Here is a 15,477-nt window from a genome sequence, read left to right as displayed (position 1 = left end):
GATATGGATCGTCGACTTCCACCCTATCGTCCGAGGAGGCCGCGAAGGTCGCTCCCGTACAGGGCGACTGCGGCCCCCCACGTGAGGACGGCTCCGACGGGGAGGAGCACCGTCGACGACCCGCCGAATCCCCCGGTGCGCGTCGCGATCCCGAACGTGACCGAAAACGACGCGAGCCCGGCGAGGACCAGGAGGCCGCCCGTGACACGTCGATCCTCCCTGTCGATCGTCGCTCCGAGCGTCGCGCTCGCGAGCGCGAGCACGTGGAAGCCCAGCCCCACCGGCCAGGCCCGGATCGAGGCCGGCAACGCCTCGAATCCGATCGGATGCTCCGCGAGGTACCTCCAGATCGGATAGACGTGGACGCCGCCGGGTCCCGTCGACCCCAGATCGACGAGCCCCCAGACCATCACCAACGCGTAGTCGCCGTCGGCACCCGAGACCGTCACCGGGATCGCAAACAGCGCGGCGACGGCCCCCACCGCGATCCACCGCCGCGTCATGTCGCGTTCATCGACGGGTGATGATCCGGAGGACGTCCTCGTCCGCGAGTTCGTGGTCGCGTCCGACCTGCTGTTCGTCGTGTTTCGCGCTCGGCCCCGACACGCGCGCGAACTTGAACCGTTCGTCGATGTCCCCGCCCAGCTTTTTGCACGCGTCGCCGACCGTCTCGCCCGAAAAGAGGATCAACGGCTCCTCGTAGTCGACGCCGCGACCGGGTTTGTCCATGTAGACGCGAACGAGCCCGAGTTCCTCCCAGACCCGCTCTTTGAGCCCGTCAAGTCCGCGCTCCTCCTCCGCGGAGATGAACGTCACCTCCTCGGGATCCAGTCCATGATCGCGGAGCTGTTCGTGTACCGTCGGCACGTACTCCTTGTCGATGAGGTCGGCCTTGTTCACCGTCACGATGGAGGGGAGGTACTCGCGGTTGTCCATGATCCCGTCGATCAGTTCGTCGATCGTCAGGTCGTGCGGGATCGTCACGGCGGCGTTCACGTAGCCGTGTTCCCTGAGGACGCTTTTGATCGTCGTCTCGTCGAGGTCGACGTCGTCGCCGGTCGTCACCCGGATCCCGTCTTTGTGCGTCTTCCGGATGGAGATGTTCGGCGGATCGGTATCGAGGCGGATCTTGTTCGCGTACAGCTCGCGTTTCAGCCGTTCGTACTGGTCGATCTCGAAGACGGAGAGCATGAAACAGACGAGGTCCGCGGTCCGAACGACCGAGAGGACCTCCTTGCCGCCGCCGCGTCCCCCCGCGGCGCCCTCGATCAGCCCGGGGACGTCGAGGATCTGGACGTTCGCGCCCCGGTACTGTAACATGCCGGGATTGACGTCGAGCGTCGTGAACTCGTAGGACCCCGTTTCGCTGTCGGCGTTGGTGAGGGCGTTGATGAGGGTCGATTTGCCGACGCTCGGAAAGCCGACGAGCGCGACGGTCGCATCCCCGTGCTTCTCGACGGCGTATCCGTGGCCGCCGCCGGCGGAGGACTGGTTCTCCAGCTTCTCCTTTTTTTCCGCCAGCTTGGCCTTGAGACGACCGATGTGCTCCTCGGTCGATTTGTTGTAGGGTGTTTCGGCGATCTCCTCGCGGAGATCCTCGATCTCCTCTTCGAGTCCCATCACCGGACACTCCGCCGTTCAGTTCGTTAAACCTGTTCTTTCACCCCCGTCGGCGACTCCGTGACCGTCGGCGTTACCGTCCCGACGACCGCTGGTGGCCCAGGCGTTTTCGTCACGGTTATACGCCACCTGTTTCACGTTCCGAACGTCGAATGCCGGATCCGGCTCGCCTCCGAGACAGCACGCAGATCGTGGTTCCCTGCCGGGTCCTCGATGAGATCCGGGACCGACTCGAGGCCGAATACACCGTCACGGTCTTCGAGGCCGACGGCCGGTGTCGGATCATCGGCAGTCCGATCGAGATCAAGGCCGTCAGCGACTTTCTGACCCGACACGGAATCACCGTCGCGTAGGCGGCTGACTGACACGGTTCCGTGGGGAACGTGAGCACGCAGCAAAAGATGTGACACGGCAAAAAACGACGTGTGCGCCCCCGACGAAAGCGGCGAACGGGAACTCCCCGTAGCGACGATCGCTTCCTCTCAGCCGGCGATTCCGACGACGAGCTGGAGTGCGATGACGAGCATCAGCACCATCCCGAGCGCGATCGATCCGGCGGCGACGCCCTGTGCGTTTCCGAGTCCTCGATCCCGCGTCGCCGAGTAGGCGCCCAGGAAGACGAAGGCGCCGATCAGCAGCCCTACGAGTCCGTAGACTGCGTTGAGGAGCGTCCCCGGAACGCCCTCGGGCAGGCCGAAGTTCCCGAACGAAAGGACCACCAGGACGCCGATGCCGACCGCGATGACGATGAACGTGATCGTCCAGACGACCGGCGTCCGAACGAGCGATCCGAGCCTCGAGGCGAGTCGATCGTATCGGTCCCCCTCCTCGGCGGTGAGCGACGAGCGTTTCCGTGCGAGCCGCCCCACGGCGATGAACGTGGCGAGTACGAGCAGACCCATCAGCGTGGTGCTTAAAAGCGTTGGCGAGACCATGGCTGTCTTAGTGTTCCTCGTTACATCGATGGTCCGGACGTGTGTACAAATAGGCTTCGTATGTCGTCGGTTCGTTTCCGATCCTCGTAGCGTGTCCTCGACATCCGGATCCATCGTCGACCTACGAACGGATCCATCGTCGACCTACGAACGGCCCTTCGACGACGACGCTACAAAAGAGATAAGTGCGGCATCACCAACTGATCCACAAGGGCCGACACAAGAACATGACAGCGTCAGTATTTATACTAGCATCCGTGTTACTACAGGGCGACGGCATCCGGGCCCAGGCCGCGATCTTCGACGAGATCTTCCTCGTCTTCCTCGGACTCGGCACGCTCGTCGGGATCGTCGTCGTCACGTACACGCTTTTGAACGCGTACAAGTATCGCGACGACGGGAGCGAACCCAAGGAGAGCTTCGATCCTCCGGTTCTCGGCGAACTTCCGACCGGCAAGGGTGGTCCGAAGGCGAAGAAGCTCTTCCTCTCGTTCGGAATCAGCGCGATCATCGTCATTAGCCTCGTCGTCTACGCCTACGGTCTGCTCCTCGTCGTGGAGGAGGGACCGGACGGCGCCGGCGTCGAAACCGACATGGAGGTCGAGGTCGTCGGCTACCAGTTCGGCTGGGAGTTCCAGTATCCGAACGGCGTCACGACCCAGAACACGATGTACGTTCCCCAGGACTCGGCGATCGAGTTACGGGTGACCTCGCGGGACGTCTGGCACAACTTCGGGGTCCCGGAGTTACGCATCAAAACCGACTCCATCCCCGGGGATTACTCCGAGACGTGGTTCACGACCGATGACGGACTCTCGCCCGGTGAGGAGCGGACCTACGAGATCAAGTGTTACGAACTCTGCGGGTCCGGCCACTCGTTCATGAACGGCGAGATCGTCGTCATGCACGAGGACGACTACCAGGAGTGGTACGACACGCAGGAGGCCGAACTCGAGAACGAATCCGACGGGTCCCAAAACGCCATGAACACACACGACGCGCGCTTGGAGGCTGAGGCGTAATGTCCGAACTGCCACCGAAGACGTCCGTTCGCCGCTGGCTCGTGACGACGAACCACAAGGACGTCGGGATACTCTATACGGTCACGTCGATGTTCTTCCTGGTTTTCGGCGGAATGCTCGCCCTCCTCATCCGGCTCCAGATGTGGGAACCCGGCGCTCAGGTGCTCTCCGGGATCGCCTACAACGAGGCCGTCACGACCCACGGACTGGTGATGGTCTTCTGGTTCCTCTCGCCGTTCGGGTTCGGCTTCGCGAACTACTTCGTCCCACTCCAGATCGGCGCTGACGACCTCGCGTTCCCACGGTTGAACGCCCTCTCCTACTGGATGTACGCGCTCTCGGGACTCCTGTTGGGGGTGAGCTACTTCCAGGGCGGCACCCTCAGCACGGGTTGGACGATGTACGCCCCGCTCAACGTGCCGATGTACACCCCGAGCCTCGGGTCGACGGGGGCCATCCTCGCGCTCGCGATGTTCGTCATCGGCATCACCGCCTCGACGGTGAACTTCCTCACGACCATCCATCATTCCCGTGCGGAGGGCATGGGGCTGATGGACATGCCGCTTTTCACCTGGTCGATCCTCGCGACCGTCTACATGATGCTGTTCGCGTTCGCGGCGCTGCTGGCGGTCGCGCTCATCCTGTTGTCGGACCGCATCCTCGGGAGCCTCTACTTCTCGGCCACCGAGGGCGGCGCGTTGCTTTGGGGACACCTCTTCTGGTTCTTCGGCCACCCCGAGGTGTACATCGTCTTCTTCCCGGCGCTCGGCGTCATGTTGGAGCTGTTCCAGTCGTTCTCCGGAAACCGCCTCGTCGGCCGCAAGTGGGTCATCATCGCCATCTGTCTCATCTCCATCCAGTCGTTCCTCGTCTGGACCCACCACATGTTCCTCACGACGATCAACCTGGAGGTCAAGACGCTGATGATGGCGACGTCGATCGGCATCTCGTTGCCGTTCGACCTCCTCGTCTTCTCGCTCATCTACACGCTGATCAAGGGGCGCATCAGGTTCACGACCCCGTTCCTGTTCGCGTTCGGCGCCCTGTTGCTGTTCATCCTCGGCGGCATTACGGGCGTCTTCCTCGGGGCGATCGTGCTCGATTACGAGTTCCGCGGGACCTACTGGGTCGTCGCCCACTTCCATTACGTGATGTTCGGCGGCGCGACCGCCCTGTTCGGCGGGGCCTACTACTGGTTCCCGAAGATGACCGGGAAGATGTACGACGAGTTCCTCGGGAAGGTCCACTTCGTGATCTTCTTCATCGGATTCAACGCGGTGTACTTCTCGATGTTCCTCGCGTGGGAGACGCCGCGGCGGGTCTTCGATTACGACCCGGCCTACCAGAGCATGCACCAGTTCGGCACGATCGGCGCGTTCGTGCTCGGACTGTCCTTCTTCATCATGTTCTACAACTTCGCGAAGTCCTACGTCTCCGGTCCGGACGCGCCGGACAACCCGTGGGAGTACACGCGGACCGCGGAGTGGGCGGTCTCCTCGCCGCCGCCGCTGGAGAACTGGGGCGGGCGGCCGTCCTACGCCTCCGGAAAGCTCGAGTTCGTCTCCGAGGCGCTCACCACGACCGACGACGGCCACGGCGAGCCGGCCGCTGCGACCGACGGGGGTCACGGAACCGCTCACGGCGACGACCACATCGAGAGCTATCCCTACTGGGATAAACACGCGAGCCACGCCAGCATCTGGCCGTTCGCGCTCTCGCTTGCGACCGGGATCTTCTTCTTCGGTCTCTCGGGAGTCCGTTCGTCGATCGGCGTCTCGGCCGGCGACACCCTGTTTGCGACCGCCGTCTCGGTCTCCAATCCGATCTACCCGGTCTTCACCGTCCTCGGCGTGCTGGGAGTCGTCTGGTCCGCGGTGCGGTGGGGACTCGAGGACTTCTACGCGCCGCCGATGGAGATCGCCGAGCGGTGGCCCTTCGAGGGCGTCGAGAAGGTCAAACTCGGCATGTGGTTCTTCCTGGCCTCGGACGTCATCGTCTTCGGGGCGTTCATCTCCGCGGCCGTCTTCATCCGCGTGGCCGCGGGCTGGTACACCTGGGAGCCGCTCACCGACTCGCTGCCGGGGCTCATCAACACGTTCGTGCTGTTGACCTCCTCGTTCACGGTCATCCTCGCGCTCGTGTACGCGCGCAGACGGAGTCGCGGCGGGTTGCTCGCCAGCCTCGGCGCGACCATGCTGCTCGGGTTCACGTTCCTGTCGATCAAGCTCTGGGAGTGGCACCACGAGATCTACGACGTCGGCGTCACGCTGACCCAGAACTCCCACGGCGACCCGGTGCAGGCGACCATCTACTACGTTACCACCGGTCTTCACGGACTCCACGTCGTGATCGGGCTGTTGATCGCCGGGTTCCTACTCGTGCGCGCCTGGAACGGCGCCTACCAGGAGGACTCCCGTCCGATCGAGTACTTCGGCCTCTACTGGCACTTCGTCGACATCGTCTGGGTCATCCTCTTCCCCCTCTTCTACCTCTTCTAAGGGGTCGCGGCTTCCTTCGGGCCGGCCCGGCCGGTCCGCGTTTTGGATGCGTCGTGTGCTTCGTCGCCGGCGTCGCTCGATGATCGGCCTCGATCGATAGCCGGCGTCGATCGATACGCGGATATTTACGTCCCGATCGCCGACTGATCGCATGGCCACCGACCTCCTCACCGACCCGCGGCTGTGGAGCGGCATCTTCTGGACGCTCGTCGGCGTGGGGTTTTGGATCGCCGGACCGATCGTCGGGTACCTCCTGTGGAAGCGATGGCGGGGACCCGACGAGGAGGATGGGTAAATCTTTAAGCACGCACATCCAGGTTTCGCGTGAACAATGGCGTCGGATTCGATCAAGCTCTATGCGCTCATTTACGTCGCACTCGTGGGGTTGGCGACCTCGAAGTTCGTCTTCTTCGAGTTCGATCAGTTCTTCACCTACGAGCAGGCGTTCGTCGGGACGATGGGCGCCGCGGTGTTGAAGTCCGCCCTCATCGTCGGCTACTACCAACACCTCAAGTGGGAGAACCGATCGCTGACCTATCTGATGGTGACCGCCCTCGCGTTCGCCCTGTTGTTGATGGCGGCCGCAACCTACTCGATCACGTAATCGGGTCCGACCACGCAGTCGCCCTCGATCGTCCGGGTGGCGCGATCCCGTAGTCGAGGCCGTTCCCCGTCCGCGGGGATCGGGGAAACCTCCAAATTCCCCCCTTGCGTACCCGTGTTCATGTACCACGTGTTGCTTGCAGTCGACGACGACGAGCGGCGGAGCACCCGGCTCGCGAACGCGGTCGCGGAACTTCCCGACGCCGACGAGAACGTGTTCGTCTCCGTGTTTCACTGTTTCGTCGACAACCCGGCCGGGGTCTCCGCCCCGCAGGTCGGCGGCATTCGGCGCGTGATCGACGCCCTGGAGGAGGCCGGCGTCGACCACGAGGTGCTCGAGGCCAGCGGCGATCCGGCCGAGTCGATACTCCGTGCGGCGGACGACGAGGACGTGGACGTGATCTACGTCGCCGGTCGGAGCCGCTCGCCCGCCGGCAAGGCCCTCTTCGGCAGCGTCGCACAGTCGGTCATCCTCGGGGCGGACCGTCCGGTGACGATCGTCGGCCGGGCCGGCGGCGAGTGAACCGCCGGGGAGGTTATTTGTAAGTGGAGTGTGAACACACCTCACATGGAGATCCGAGAGGCAACCACGGACGACCTGGAGGCGATACGATCGGTCGCGCGCGCGTCGCTTTCGGCCTCGTATGGACACGCCGTCTCCGAGGAGGGGATCGCCGAGCTGGTCGATCGGTGGTATGACCCCTCGGAGGTGACCGCCGACCTCTCTTCCGGGAGAACGGTGTGTCCCGTGGCCGTCGAGTCGGGCGAGATCGTCGGCTTCGCCGAGAGCTACGTCATCGACCGGGACGAACGCGTCGGGGAGATCGACTGGCTGCACGTCCATCCCGACCACCGCGGCTCGGGATTCGGCGGCCGGCTGCTCGCCTACGTCGAGGACCGCCTGCGCGAGCGCGACGTCGACCGCATCGAGGGACGAGTCCTCGCGACGAACGAGTCGGGCACCCGGTTCTACGAGGACGAGGGGTACGATCGGACGGACGAATCGGAGATAACCGTCGAACGCGAGACGTTCGACGAGCTGGTCTACACGAAGCGGATCGCCGAGGACTCCGAGGCGGAGACCTCGCGCGTCTACACGGACGACTCGGGCGACTCCGTCCACGTCGACCTCTCGGAGAGCGAACGGGGCGCACGGGGGCCGTTCTACCTCGCGTACGCCGACCCCGACCACGGGGAGCGGTACGGCTACGTCTGCGGCAACTGTGAGAGCCTCGACGTCGTCGTCGACACGATGGACCGCCTGGAGTGTAACGCCTGCGGCAACCGGAGCAAACCCACGAGGTGGGACGCCGCGTACCTGTGATCTGAACGTCACGTCGCCGTGACTTCGCGGCTCGCCGCTCCACGAGGCTCGCGGCGGTCGATCCGGGTTTTCACTCCGCCTGTCGTAACGCCTAAGAACGAAACGACCGTGGGTTCCGGCAATGAACCACGGAATTCGCGGACGTCGCGTCACTCGAGCCGGGAGGTGGGAGCGTGGGCGTTGAGATCAAGGGAACCCGCGTCTCGGAGGCGGACTTCGAGGACATGCGGTCGTTCGTTCACGATTACCTCGCCGCGAGCGTCGAAAGCGAGGACGACGGCGGCCGGATGCGGTGGTACCCCTGGCACTCGGCGGAATATCGGTTCAACCACATCCTGAACGTCGCGGACATCGCGGCGCGGATCGCCCGCGAGGAGGGCGCCGACCGGGACGTCGTCCGGGTCGCGGCGCTGTTTCACGACGTCGCCAAACTCGAGGTCGACCAGGACGTCCACGCCGAGGAGGGCGCGCGGATCGCCCGCGAGTACCTCGAGACGCGCGGCGAGTATCCGGACTCGTTCGTCGCCGAGGTGGCCCAGGCCGTCGAGGCCCACTCCTACCAGGGCGATCTCGAGAACGTCTCCCTCGAGACGCAGTGTCTGATCGAGGCGGACCTCCTCGACAAGGTCGGCGCGAACGGGACCGCGCTGATGTTGCTGCGGATGGGTTACGAGGCGCGGACCCACATGGACGCGGCGAAGATGGTCGATCGGGTCCTCGAGCGCAGCCGGGATCACGTCGATCGCATCCGCTCGGAGACCGGGGAGTCGATCGCCCACCAGCGGATCAAACGCGTCCGTTGGTTCCGCGAGTGGCTCGAGGCGGAGGTCGCGGAGATGGACCGCGAGGGCGTCACGGACCGGTAGCGCTCGCCCCGGGTCGCGTTGGCGTCGGCGCTCCGCCCCGGAGTAGCCCCGGCGCGCGGCCGCTTCGGTCGCTTTAAGTCCCGCACGCCGGTTTCTGGATCCGATGACCGACGACGATCAGGAGCTCGGAATCACCGAGTCCAAATCACACGACACCGGCGAGTGGTACGCCGAGGTGGTCCAAAAGGCGGGCCTCGCCAACTACGGTCCCGAGGGCATGAGCGGGTTCATCGTCACCCGCCCGCGCGGATACGCGCTCTGGGAGGCCGTCCAGAACGCCCTCGACGCGAAGTTCAAGGAGACCGGGGTGCAAAACGCCTACTTCCCGATGTTCATCCCGGAGTCGTACCTCGAACGCGAGAAGGACGTCGTCGAGGGGTTCGATCCGGAGGTCGCCTGGGTCACCCACGGCGGCCACGAGGAGCTCGAGGAGCGACTGGCCGTTCGGCCCACCTCAGAGTCGATAATCGCCCCCTACATTGCACGGTGGGTCCGCAGCCACCGCGACCTTCCCCTCCGGGTGAACCAGTGGTGTTCGGTGGTTCGCTGGGAGGCGACCGAGACCAAGCCGTTCTTCCGAACGAAGGAGTTCCTCTGGCAGGAGGGCCACACCGCCCACGAGACCGACGAGGAAGCCCTCGAGGAGACGATGCTCCGGCTCGACCAGTACGAGTCGGTCTACGAGGACGTCCTCGCCATTCCCGTCCTCCGCGGGCAGAAGCCCCCCCACGACAAGTTCCCGGGCGCGAAGACGACGACGACCGTCGAGGCGTTGATGCCGGACGGCAAGTCCGTCCAGGGCGCCACCTCACACCACCTCGGCCAGTCGTTCGCGGAGGCGTTCGACATCACCTTCTCCGACGTCGACGAGACGGAACGCACGGCCCACACCACCTCCTGGGGGATCTCCTGGCGGTGTCTCGGCGCGTTGATCATGACCCACTCCGACGAGCAGGGGCTCGTGCTCCCGCCGACGGTCGCGCCCGAACAGGTCGTCGTCGTCCCAATCTGGCAGGCCGACACGAAGGAGGACGTCCTCGAGTACGCGGAGGGCGTCGCCGAGGACCTCGAGGAGGCGGGCATCCGCGTCGAACTCGACGACCGGGACGAGCACAATCCCGGCTTCAAGTTCAACGAACACGAGCTCCACGGCGTCCCGTTGCGCATCGAGATCGGCCCGAACGAGGTCGAGGACGGCGAGTTGACCCTCGTCCACCGGCCGGACGGCGAAAGCGACGTGGTGGACCGTGCGGACGCGTCCGGGACGGTTCGCTCCCACCTCGATGAGATCTACGCGAAGCTGTACGCCGCGGCCGAGGAGAACCTCGACGGCGAGATCCGCGAGGCCGACGATCGTGCGGAGATCCTCGGCACGCTCGGCCGCCACGGCGGCTACGTCGAGACGCCGTGGTGTGGCGAGGAGGCCTGCGAGACGGAGATCAAAGAGCAGATCGCCGCCGAGATCGTGATGGTCCCCTTCGAGGAGGACGACGACCTCCTCGGCGAGGACCACGAGGAGACCTGCGGCGTCTGCGGCGACCCCGCCGAGCGGACCGCGTACTTCGCGAAGTCGTACTGAACCCGCCGGTTCCTCCATGCGGCCGGGTTCCCACGTCGATCGTCACCGATCTCGTTTGTAAACGAACGTCTTCTGACAGGGAACATTTTGAAATATATTGGTCGAATATTCTATGTGTGGTGGTGTTTTGGTCGACGAATCGGATCATAACTTCTGGTTTTTATCGCATGGCATTCAGTCACAGCCCCTTAACAATAATGACCTTATATTCCCTAATGGGTGAGTAAGGCACCCTAACTGTATCAGGGTTAGCCCTTTATTCGTCTGACCGTTTTAGGTTCGTATGACCAAGCCACACAGTGCCACCCGCGAGTTCGTGGACGGCTCGCCGGGTTCGACCGAGGGGGCCGCCGAGGGGTTGGCGGCGCTCGACGACGACCGATCGAACTGCGGGGTTGGCGCCGTCGTCGACCTCGATGGCGAACCGAGCCACGACACCGTCGCCGACGCCGTCCGGCTCCTCGAGAACCTCGAGCACCGCGGGACGACCGGCGCCGAGGAGAACACCGGCGACGGGGCCGGGATCATGGTCCAGCGCCCCGACCCGTTCTTCCACGCGGTCACCGACGCCGACCTGCCCGAGGAGTACGCCGTCGGATCGCTTTTCCTTCCGACCGACGAGCGCGCACGTGATCGACTCCTCGACGTCGTCGAGGAGACCCTCGCCGAGTACGACCTCGAGGTGCTCGAACGGCGGGCCGTTCCCACGGACAACGCCGATCTGGGCGCGACCGCCCTCGAGTCGGAGCCGGACCACTGGCAGGTGTTTCTCGCCCCGAGCGCGGACGCAGACCTCGCGGCCCGGTTCGTCGACGCCGAGGCGGACGCCGACGCCGACCGCGCCCCCGACCTGCTCGGGTTCGACCGCGCGCTCTACGTGGCTCGCAAGGCCATCGAGTCTGCCGTCTCGGGCGCCGAGGGCGCCGGACGGTTCTACGTCGTCTCCCTCGATCGCCGTCGCGTCGTCTACAAGGGCCTGTTGAAGGGCCAACAGCTCGCCGACTACTTCCCGGACCTGGCGGACGACCGGTTCGCCTCGCGGGCGGCGCTCGTTCACGCGCGCTTCTCGACGAACACCCTCGGCGCGTGGCACCTCGCACACCCCTACCGCAACATCGTCCACAACGGCGAGTTCAACACCATTCAGGGCAACATCAACTGGATGCGCGCCCGGGAGACGGACGTCTCCCACCCCGGGTTCGGCGGCGACCTCGAGACGGTCAAACCCGTCATCGACGACCCGAACCAGTCGGATACGGCCTCGGTCGACAACGCCCTCGAACTGCTCGTCCAGACCGGACGCGAGCTTCCCCACGCGCTCCGGATGTTGATCCCCGAGGCGTTCCGCGGCGACCACCTGATGGAGGAGGACCGGGCGGACTGGTACGACTACCACGCCTCCCTCGTCGAACCGTGGGACGGCCCCGCGCTCGTGCTCGGGTTCGACGGCGACCGCGTCGCCGGCGTCCTCGACCGAAACGGGCTGCGACCGTGCCGCTACGAGGTCACGAACGACGACCGGCTGATCGTCGGCAGCGAGGTCGGCGCGCTGCCCACCGACCCCGCCGACGTCGAGCGGCGCGGTCGACTCCAGCCCGGCGAGATCTTCGTCGCCGACCTGGAGTCCGGCCGGGTCGTCCCCGACGAGGAGGTCTTCGCCGAGCTGACCGACGAGCGCTACGGCGAGTGGGTAGAGGAGGAACAGGTCGACCTCGACGCGCTCGTCGACGCCGACGACGGCACGAGCGACGGGATCGACGCCGACGCGCTCGATCTCGCCGATTCCGACTCCGATCCCGACGTCGACGAGGGGTCGATCCTGCGCGCCCACCAGGCCGCCTTCGGCTACACGACGGACTCGATGAACCACCTCGTCGAGCCGATGGCCGAGACCGGCAAGGACCCGGTCGGATCGATGGGCGACGACACGCCCTTGACCGTGCTCTCGGACGTCGACCGGCCGCTTTTCACCTACTTCAAACAGCTGTTCGCACAGGTGTCGAACCCGCCCATCGACTACATCCGCGAGGAGCTCGTCACCTCGCTCGAGACCCGGCTCGGCTTCCAGCGAAACCTCCTCGCGGAGACCTCGGACCACGCCCGGCAGGTCGTCGCCGACTCGCCGATCCTCACCGACGCGGAGACGGCCGCGATCAAGGGTCTCGGGGACGGGCGCGCGGACGATGCGGACGCGGGCGGCGCGGGCGATGGCGCGGCCGTCGACGGTGACGACGCCGACCGGTTCGACTCGCGCGTGCTCGATGCCACCTTCGCTCCCGACACGGATCTGGAGGACGCCGTTTCGCGCCTTCGGAAGGACGCCGCGGACGCGATCGAGAACGGCGCGGACGTGATCGTGCTCTCCGACCGCGCCGTCGGCCCCGAGCGGATCGCGATCCCGAGCCTGCTCGCGACCGGCGCGGTCCACCACCACCTCGTCCGAAACGGGCTCCGCAACCACGCCGGCCTCGTCGTCGAGTCCGGCGAACCCCACGAGGTCCACCACATCGCGACGCTCGTCGGCTACGGCGCGGGCGCGGTCAATCCCTACCTCGCGTACGCCTCCATCGCCGACGTCGTCGCCGGACCCGACGGCGCCGACGAGGCCGAGGCGATCGCCGCCTACCGCGGCGCCCTGGAGGACGGCCTGCTCAAGACGATGGCGAAGATGGGTATCTCCACGATGGAGAGCTACCAGGGCGCCCAGATCTTCGAGGCCGTCGGCCTCGATTCCGACCTCGTCGCCGAGTACTTCGAGGGAACGGAGATCCGCACGGAGGGAATCGGCCTCGACGTGATCGAGGGCGACCTCCGCACGCGCCACGCGATGGGCTTCGGCGCGGACCCGCAACTCGAGACGATCGGCGAGTACGAACACCGCTCGTCGGGCGTCAAACACGGCTGGAACCCCCAGACCGTCGGCACGCTCCAGCAGGCGGTCCGCGCGGGCGACTACGAGCAGTACAAGGAGTTCGCGGAGCTGGTCAACGACCAGACGGAGGTCATCCAGACGCTCCGCGGGCTCCTCGAGTTCGACTCCGATCGCGACCCCGTTCCGGTGGAGGAGGTCGAGCCGGCCTCGGAGATCGTCGAGCGCTTCTCGACGGCGGCGATGTCGCTCGGCAGCATCTCGCCGGAGGCTCACGAGAACAACTCGATCGCGATGAACCGGATCGGCGCGAAGTCGAACACCGGCGAGGGCGGCGAGCCGCCGGAGCGGTTCGGCACCGAACGCGAGTGCAACGTCAAGCAGGTCGCCTCCGGTCGCTTCGGCGTCACCGCCGAATACCTCACCTCCGCCGACGAGCTCCAGATCAAGATGGCACAGGGGTCGAAGCCGGGCGAGGGCGGCCACCTCCCCGGCAAGAAGGTCAACGAGATGATCGCCCACGTCCGCTGTTCGACGCCCGGCGTCGGGCTCATCTCGCCGCCGCCCCAACACGACATCTACTCGATCGAGGACCTCAAACAGCTCATCTACGACCTGAAGTCGGCCAACCCGGACGCCGACGTCAACGTCAAGCTCGTCTCGGAAGCCGGCATCGGTACCATCGCCGCCGGCGTCGCGAAGGCGAACGCGGACGTCGTCCACGTCTCCGGCCACTCCGGCGGCACGGGCGCCTCGCCGAAGACCTCGATCAAGAACGCGGGGCTTCCCTGGGAGCTCGGCCTCGCGGAGACGAACCAGATGCTTCGTGCCACCGGCCTCCGCGACCGGATCCGCGTCTCCACGGACGGCGGGATGCAGACGGGACGCGACGTCGCCGTGGCCGCCCTGCTGGGGGCCGAGGAGTACGTCTTCGGGACGGCCTCGCTCGTCACCTCCGGCTGCGTGATGGCCAGACAGTGCCACGAGAACACCTGTCCGGTCGGCGTCGCCACCCAGCGTGAGGACCTCCGCAAGCGGTTCCCCGGCGAGCCGGACCACGTCGTGAACTACATGACGTTCATCGCGGAGGAGCTTCGCGAGATCATGGCCGAGCTCGGCTTCCGGACGGTCGAGGAGATGATCGGCCGCCCCGGCCTGCTCCGCCAGCGCGAGACCGACCACGAGAAGGCCAAACACCTCGACCTCTCCTCGGTCATCGCCGAGCCCGCCGGCTCCGTGCGCACCAAGGTTCGCGAGCAGTCCCACGGCATCGACGACCGGCTCGACTGGGATCTCATCGACGCCGCCGAGGCGGCGATCGACGACGGCACGCCGGTCGCCATCTCCGAGGACGTCACGAACGTCGACCGGACGGTCGGCGCGACGCTCTCGAACCGGATCGTGGCCGAACACGGCGGCGACGGGCTCGAGGACGACACGATCGCCGTCGACTTCGACGGCTACGCGGGCCAGAGCTTCGGGGCGTTCCTCGCCGCCGGCGTCACCTTCCGGCTGACCGGCGCCGCGAACGACTACGTGGGCAAGGGCCTCTCAGGCGGCCGGATCGTGGTCACCACGCCCGAGGACGCCGGCTACTCGGCCACCGACAACGTCGTCACCGGAAACGTCTGTCTCTACGGCGCCACCGCGGGCGAGATGTACGTAAACGGCGTCGCCGGCGAGCGGTTCGGCGTCCGCAACTCCGGCGTGAAGGCGGTCGTCGAGGGCGTCGGCGACCACGGCTGTGAGTACATGACGGGCGGCGTGGTTGCCGTCCTCGGCGACACCGGGCGGAACTTCGCGGCCGGGATGTCCGGCGGAGTCGCCTACGTCTACGATCCGGACGACCGCTTCGAGGAGCGCGTCAACGACGGCATGGTCTCGCTCTCGGGGGACCTCTCCGAGCGCGACGAGGCGATGCTTCGCCGGCTCGTCGAGAACCACGCGGCCTACACCGAAAGCGAGCGCGCACGCGAGCTGCTCGACGACTGGGAGGCGGCCCTCGCGGACTTCGTGCGGGTCTTCCCCGACGCCTACGCCGAGGTCATAGAGGAGGGTCGCGGCGCCGACGTCCGCGACTCGCGCCCGCCGGCCGCCGTCGCCGACGCGGCGGCTCGCACGGACGCGAACGTCGCCTCGAGCGACGACTGAGGGCTTTCAC

General features: G+C 66.1%; 13 protein-coding genes. 10 read left to right on the top strand and 3 right to left on the bottom strand.

Annotation, left to right across the window (positions count from 1 at the left end):
- Positions 1-23: 23 nt before the first annotated feature.
- Both ACFQE9_RS00275 and ACFQE9_RS00270 read right to left on the bottom strand, forming a co-directional pair.
- Positions 24-503 carry a TIGR04206 family protein gene (locus ACFQE9_RS00275; protein ID WP_379738723.1) on the bottom strand — a complete coding sequence of 160 codons (480 nt, stop codon included), beginning with the start codon at positions 501-503 and terminating at the stop codon, positions 24-26.
- A 7-nt stretch (positions 504-510) separates the two neighbouring features.
- Positions 511-1,620 carry an OBG GTPase family GTP-binding protein gene (locus ACFQE9_RS00270; protein ID WP_379738720.1) on the bottom strand — a complete coding sequence of 370 codons (1,110 nt, stop codon included), beginning with the start codon at positions 1,618-1,620 and terminating at the stop codon, positions 511-513.
- Between the two features lie 152 nt (positions 1,621-1,772).
- Here ACFQE9_RS00270 and ACFQE9_RS00265 point away from each other — a divergent pair, with 152 nt between their 5' ends.
- Positions 1,773-1,973 carry a VNG_1110C family protein gene (locus tag ACFQE9_RS00265; RefSeq protein ID WP_379738717.1) on the top strand — a complete coding sequence of 67 codons (201 nt, stop codon included), beginning with the start codon at positions 1,773-1,775 and terminating at the stop codon, positions 1,971-1,973.
- Between the two features lie 129 nt (positions 1,974-2,102).
- Here ACFQE9_RS00265 and ACFQE9_RS00260 read toward each other — a convergent pair whose 3' ends face one another.
- Complete coding sequence (locus tag ACFQE9_RS00260; RefSeq protein WP_379738714.1) at positions 2,103-2,522, bottom strand: hypothetical protein; 420 nt, start codon at positions 2,520-2,522, stop codon at positions 2,103-2,105.
- 260 nt (positions 2,523-2,782) lie between these two features.
- Between ACFQE9_RS00260 and coxB the strand changes: the two genes are divergently transcribed.
- The 9 genes from coxB to gltB all read left to right on the top strand — a co-directional run bounded on the left by coxB (position 2,783) and on the right by gltB (position 15,467).
- Positions 2,783-3,577 carry a cytochrome c oxidase subunit II gene (coxB, locus tag ACFQE9_RS00255; protein WP_379738711.1) on the top strand — a complete coding sequence of 265 codons (795 nt, stop codon included), beginning with the start codon at positions 2,783-2,785 and terminating at the stop codon, positions 3,575-3,577.
- Positions 3,577-6,075, top strand: coding sequence for a cbb3-type cytochrome c oxidase subunit I (locus ACFQE9_RS00250; protein ID WP_379738709.1), 2,499 nt, complete (start codon positions 3,577-3,579; stop codon positions 6,073-6,075). The genes coxB and ACFQE9_RS00250 overlap by 1 nt, the downstream gene beginning before the upstream one ends.
- A gap of 151 nt (positions 6,076-6,226) precedes the next feature.
- Positions 6,227-6,370 (top strand): hypothetical protein, encoded by a 144-nt coding sequence (locus ACFQE9_RS00245; RefSeq protein ID WP_379738707.1) that lies wholly within the window; start codon positions 6,227-6,229, stop codon positions 6,368-6,370.
- Positions 6,371-6,406: 36 nt separating this feature from the next.
- A complete protein-coding gene (locus ACFQE9_RS00240; protein WP_379738705.1) occupies positions 6,407-6,679 on the top strand; it encodes a cytochrome C oxidase subunit IV family protein in 273 nt (90 codons plus the stop codon).
- Between the two features lie 120 nt (positions 6,680-6,799).
- The gene (locus ACFQE9_RS00235) at positions 6,800-7,201 is read left to right on the top strand and encodes a universal stress protein (RefSeq protein WP_379738703.1); all 402 of its coding nucleotides are present in this window, start codon (positions 6,800-6,802) and stop codon (positions 7,199-7,201) included.
- Positions 7,202-7,246: 45 nt separating this feature from the next.
- A complete protein-coding gene (locus ACFQE9_RS00230; protein ID WP_379738701.1) occupies positions 7,247-8,002 on the top strand; it encodes a GNAT family N-acetyltransferase in 756 nt (251 codons plus the stop codon).
- Positions 8,003-8,175: 173 nt separating this feature from the next.
- Positions 8,176-8,868, top strand: coding sequence for an HD domain-containing protein (locus tag ACFQE9_RS00225; RefSeq protein ID WP_379738699.1), 693 nt, complete (start codon positions 8,176-8,178; stop codon positions 8,866-8,868).
- A 103-nt stretch (positions 8,869-8,971) separates the two neighbouring features.
- Positions 8,972-10,447, top strand: coding sequence for a proline--tRNA ligase (gene proS / locus ACFQE9_RS00220; protein WP_379738697.1), 1,476 nt, complete (start codon positions 8,972-8,974; stop codon positions 10,445-10,447).
- A 283-nt stretch (positions 10,448-10,730) separates the two neighbouring features.
- The gene (gene gltB, locus ACFQE9_RS00215; RefSeq protein WP_379738695.1) at positions 10,731-15,467 is read left to right on the top strand and encodes a glutamate synthase large subunit; all 4,737 of its coding nucleotides are present in this window, start codon (positions 10,731-10,733) and stop codon (positions 15,465-15,467) included.
- The last annotated feature ends 10 nt before the right edge of the window (positions 15,468-15,477 follow it).

This window comes from Halopenitus salinus, from assembly GCF_042662125.1.
GTDB classification, from domain to species: domain Archaea; phylum Halobacteriota; class Halobacteria; order Halobacteriales; family Haloferacaceae; genus Halopenitus; species Halopenitus salinus.
The sequence above is the reverse complement of the archived record's forward strand: the minus strand, read 5'-3'. Positions and strand labels throughout refer to the sequence as shown.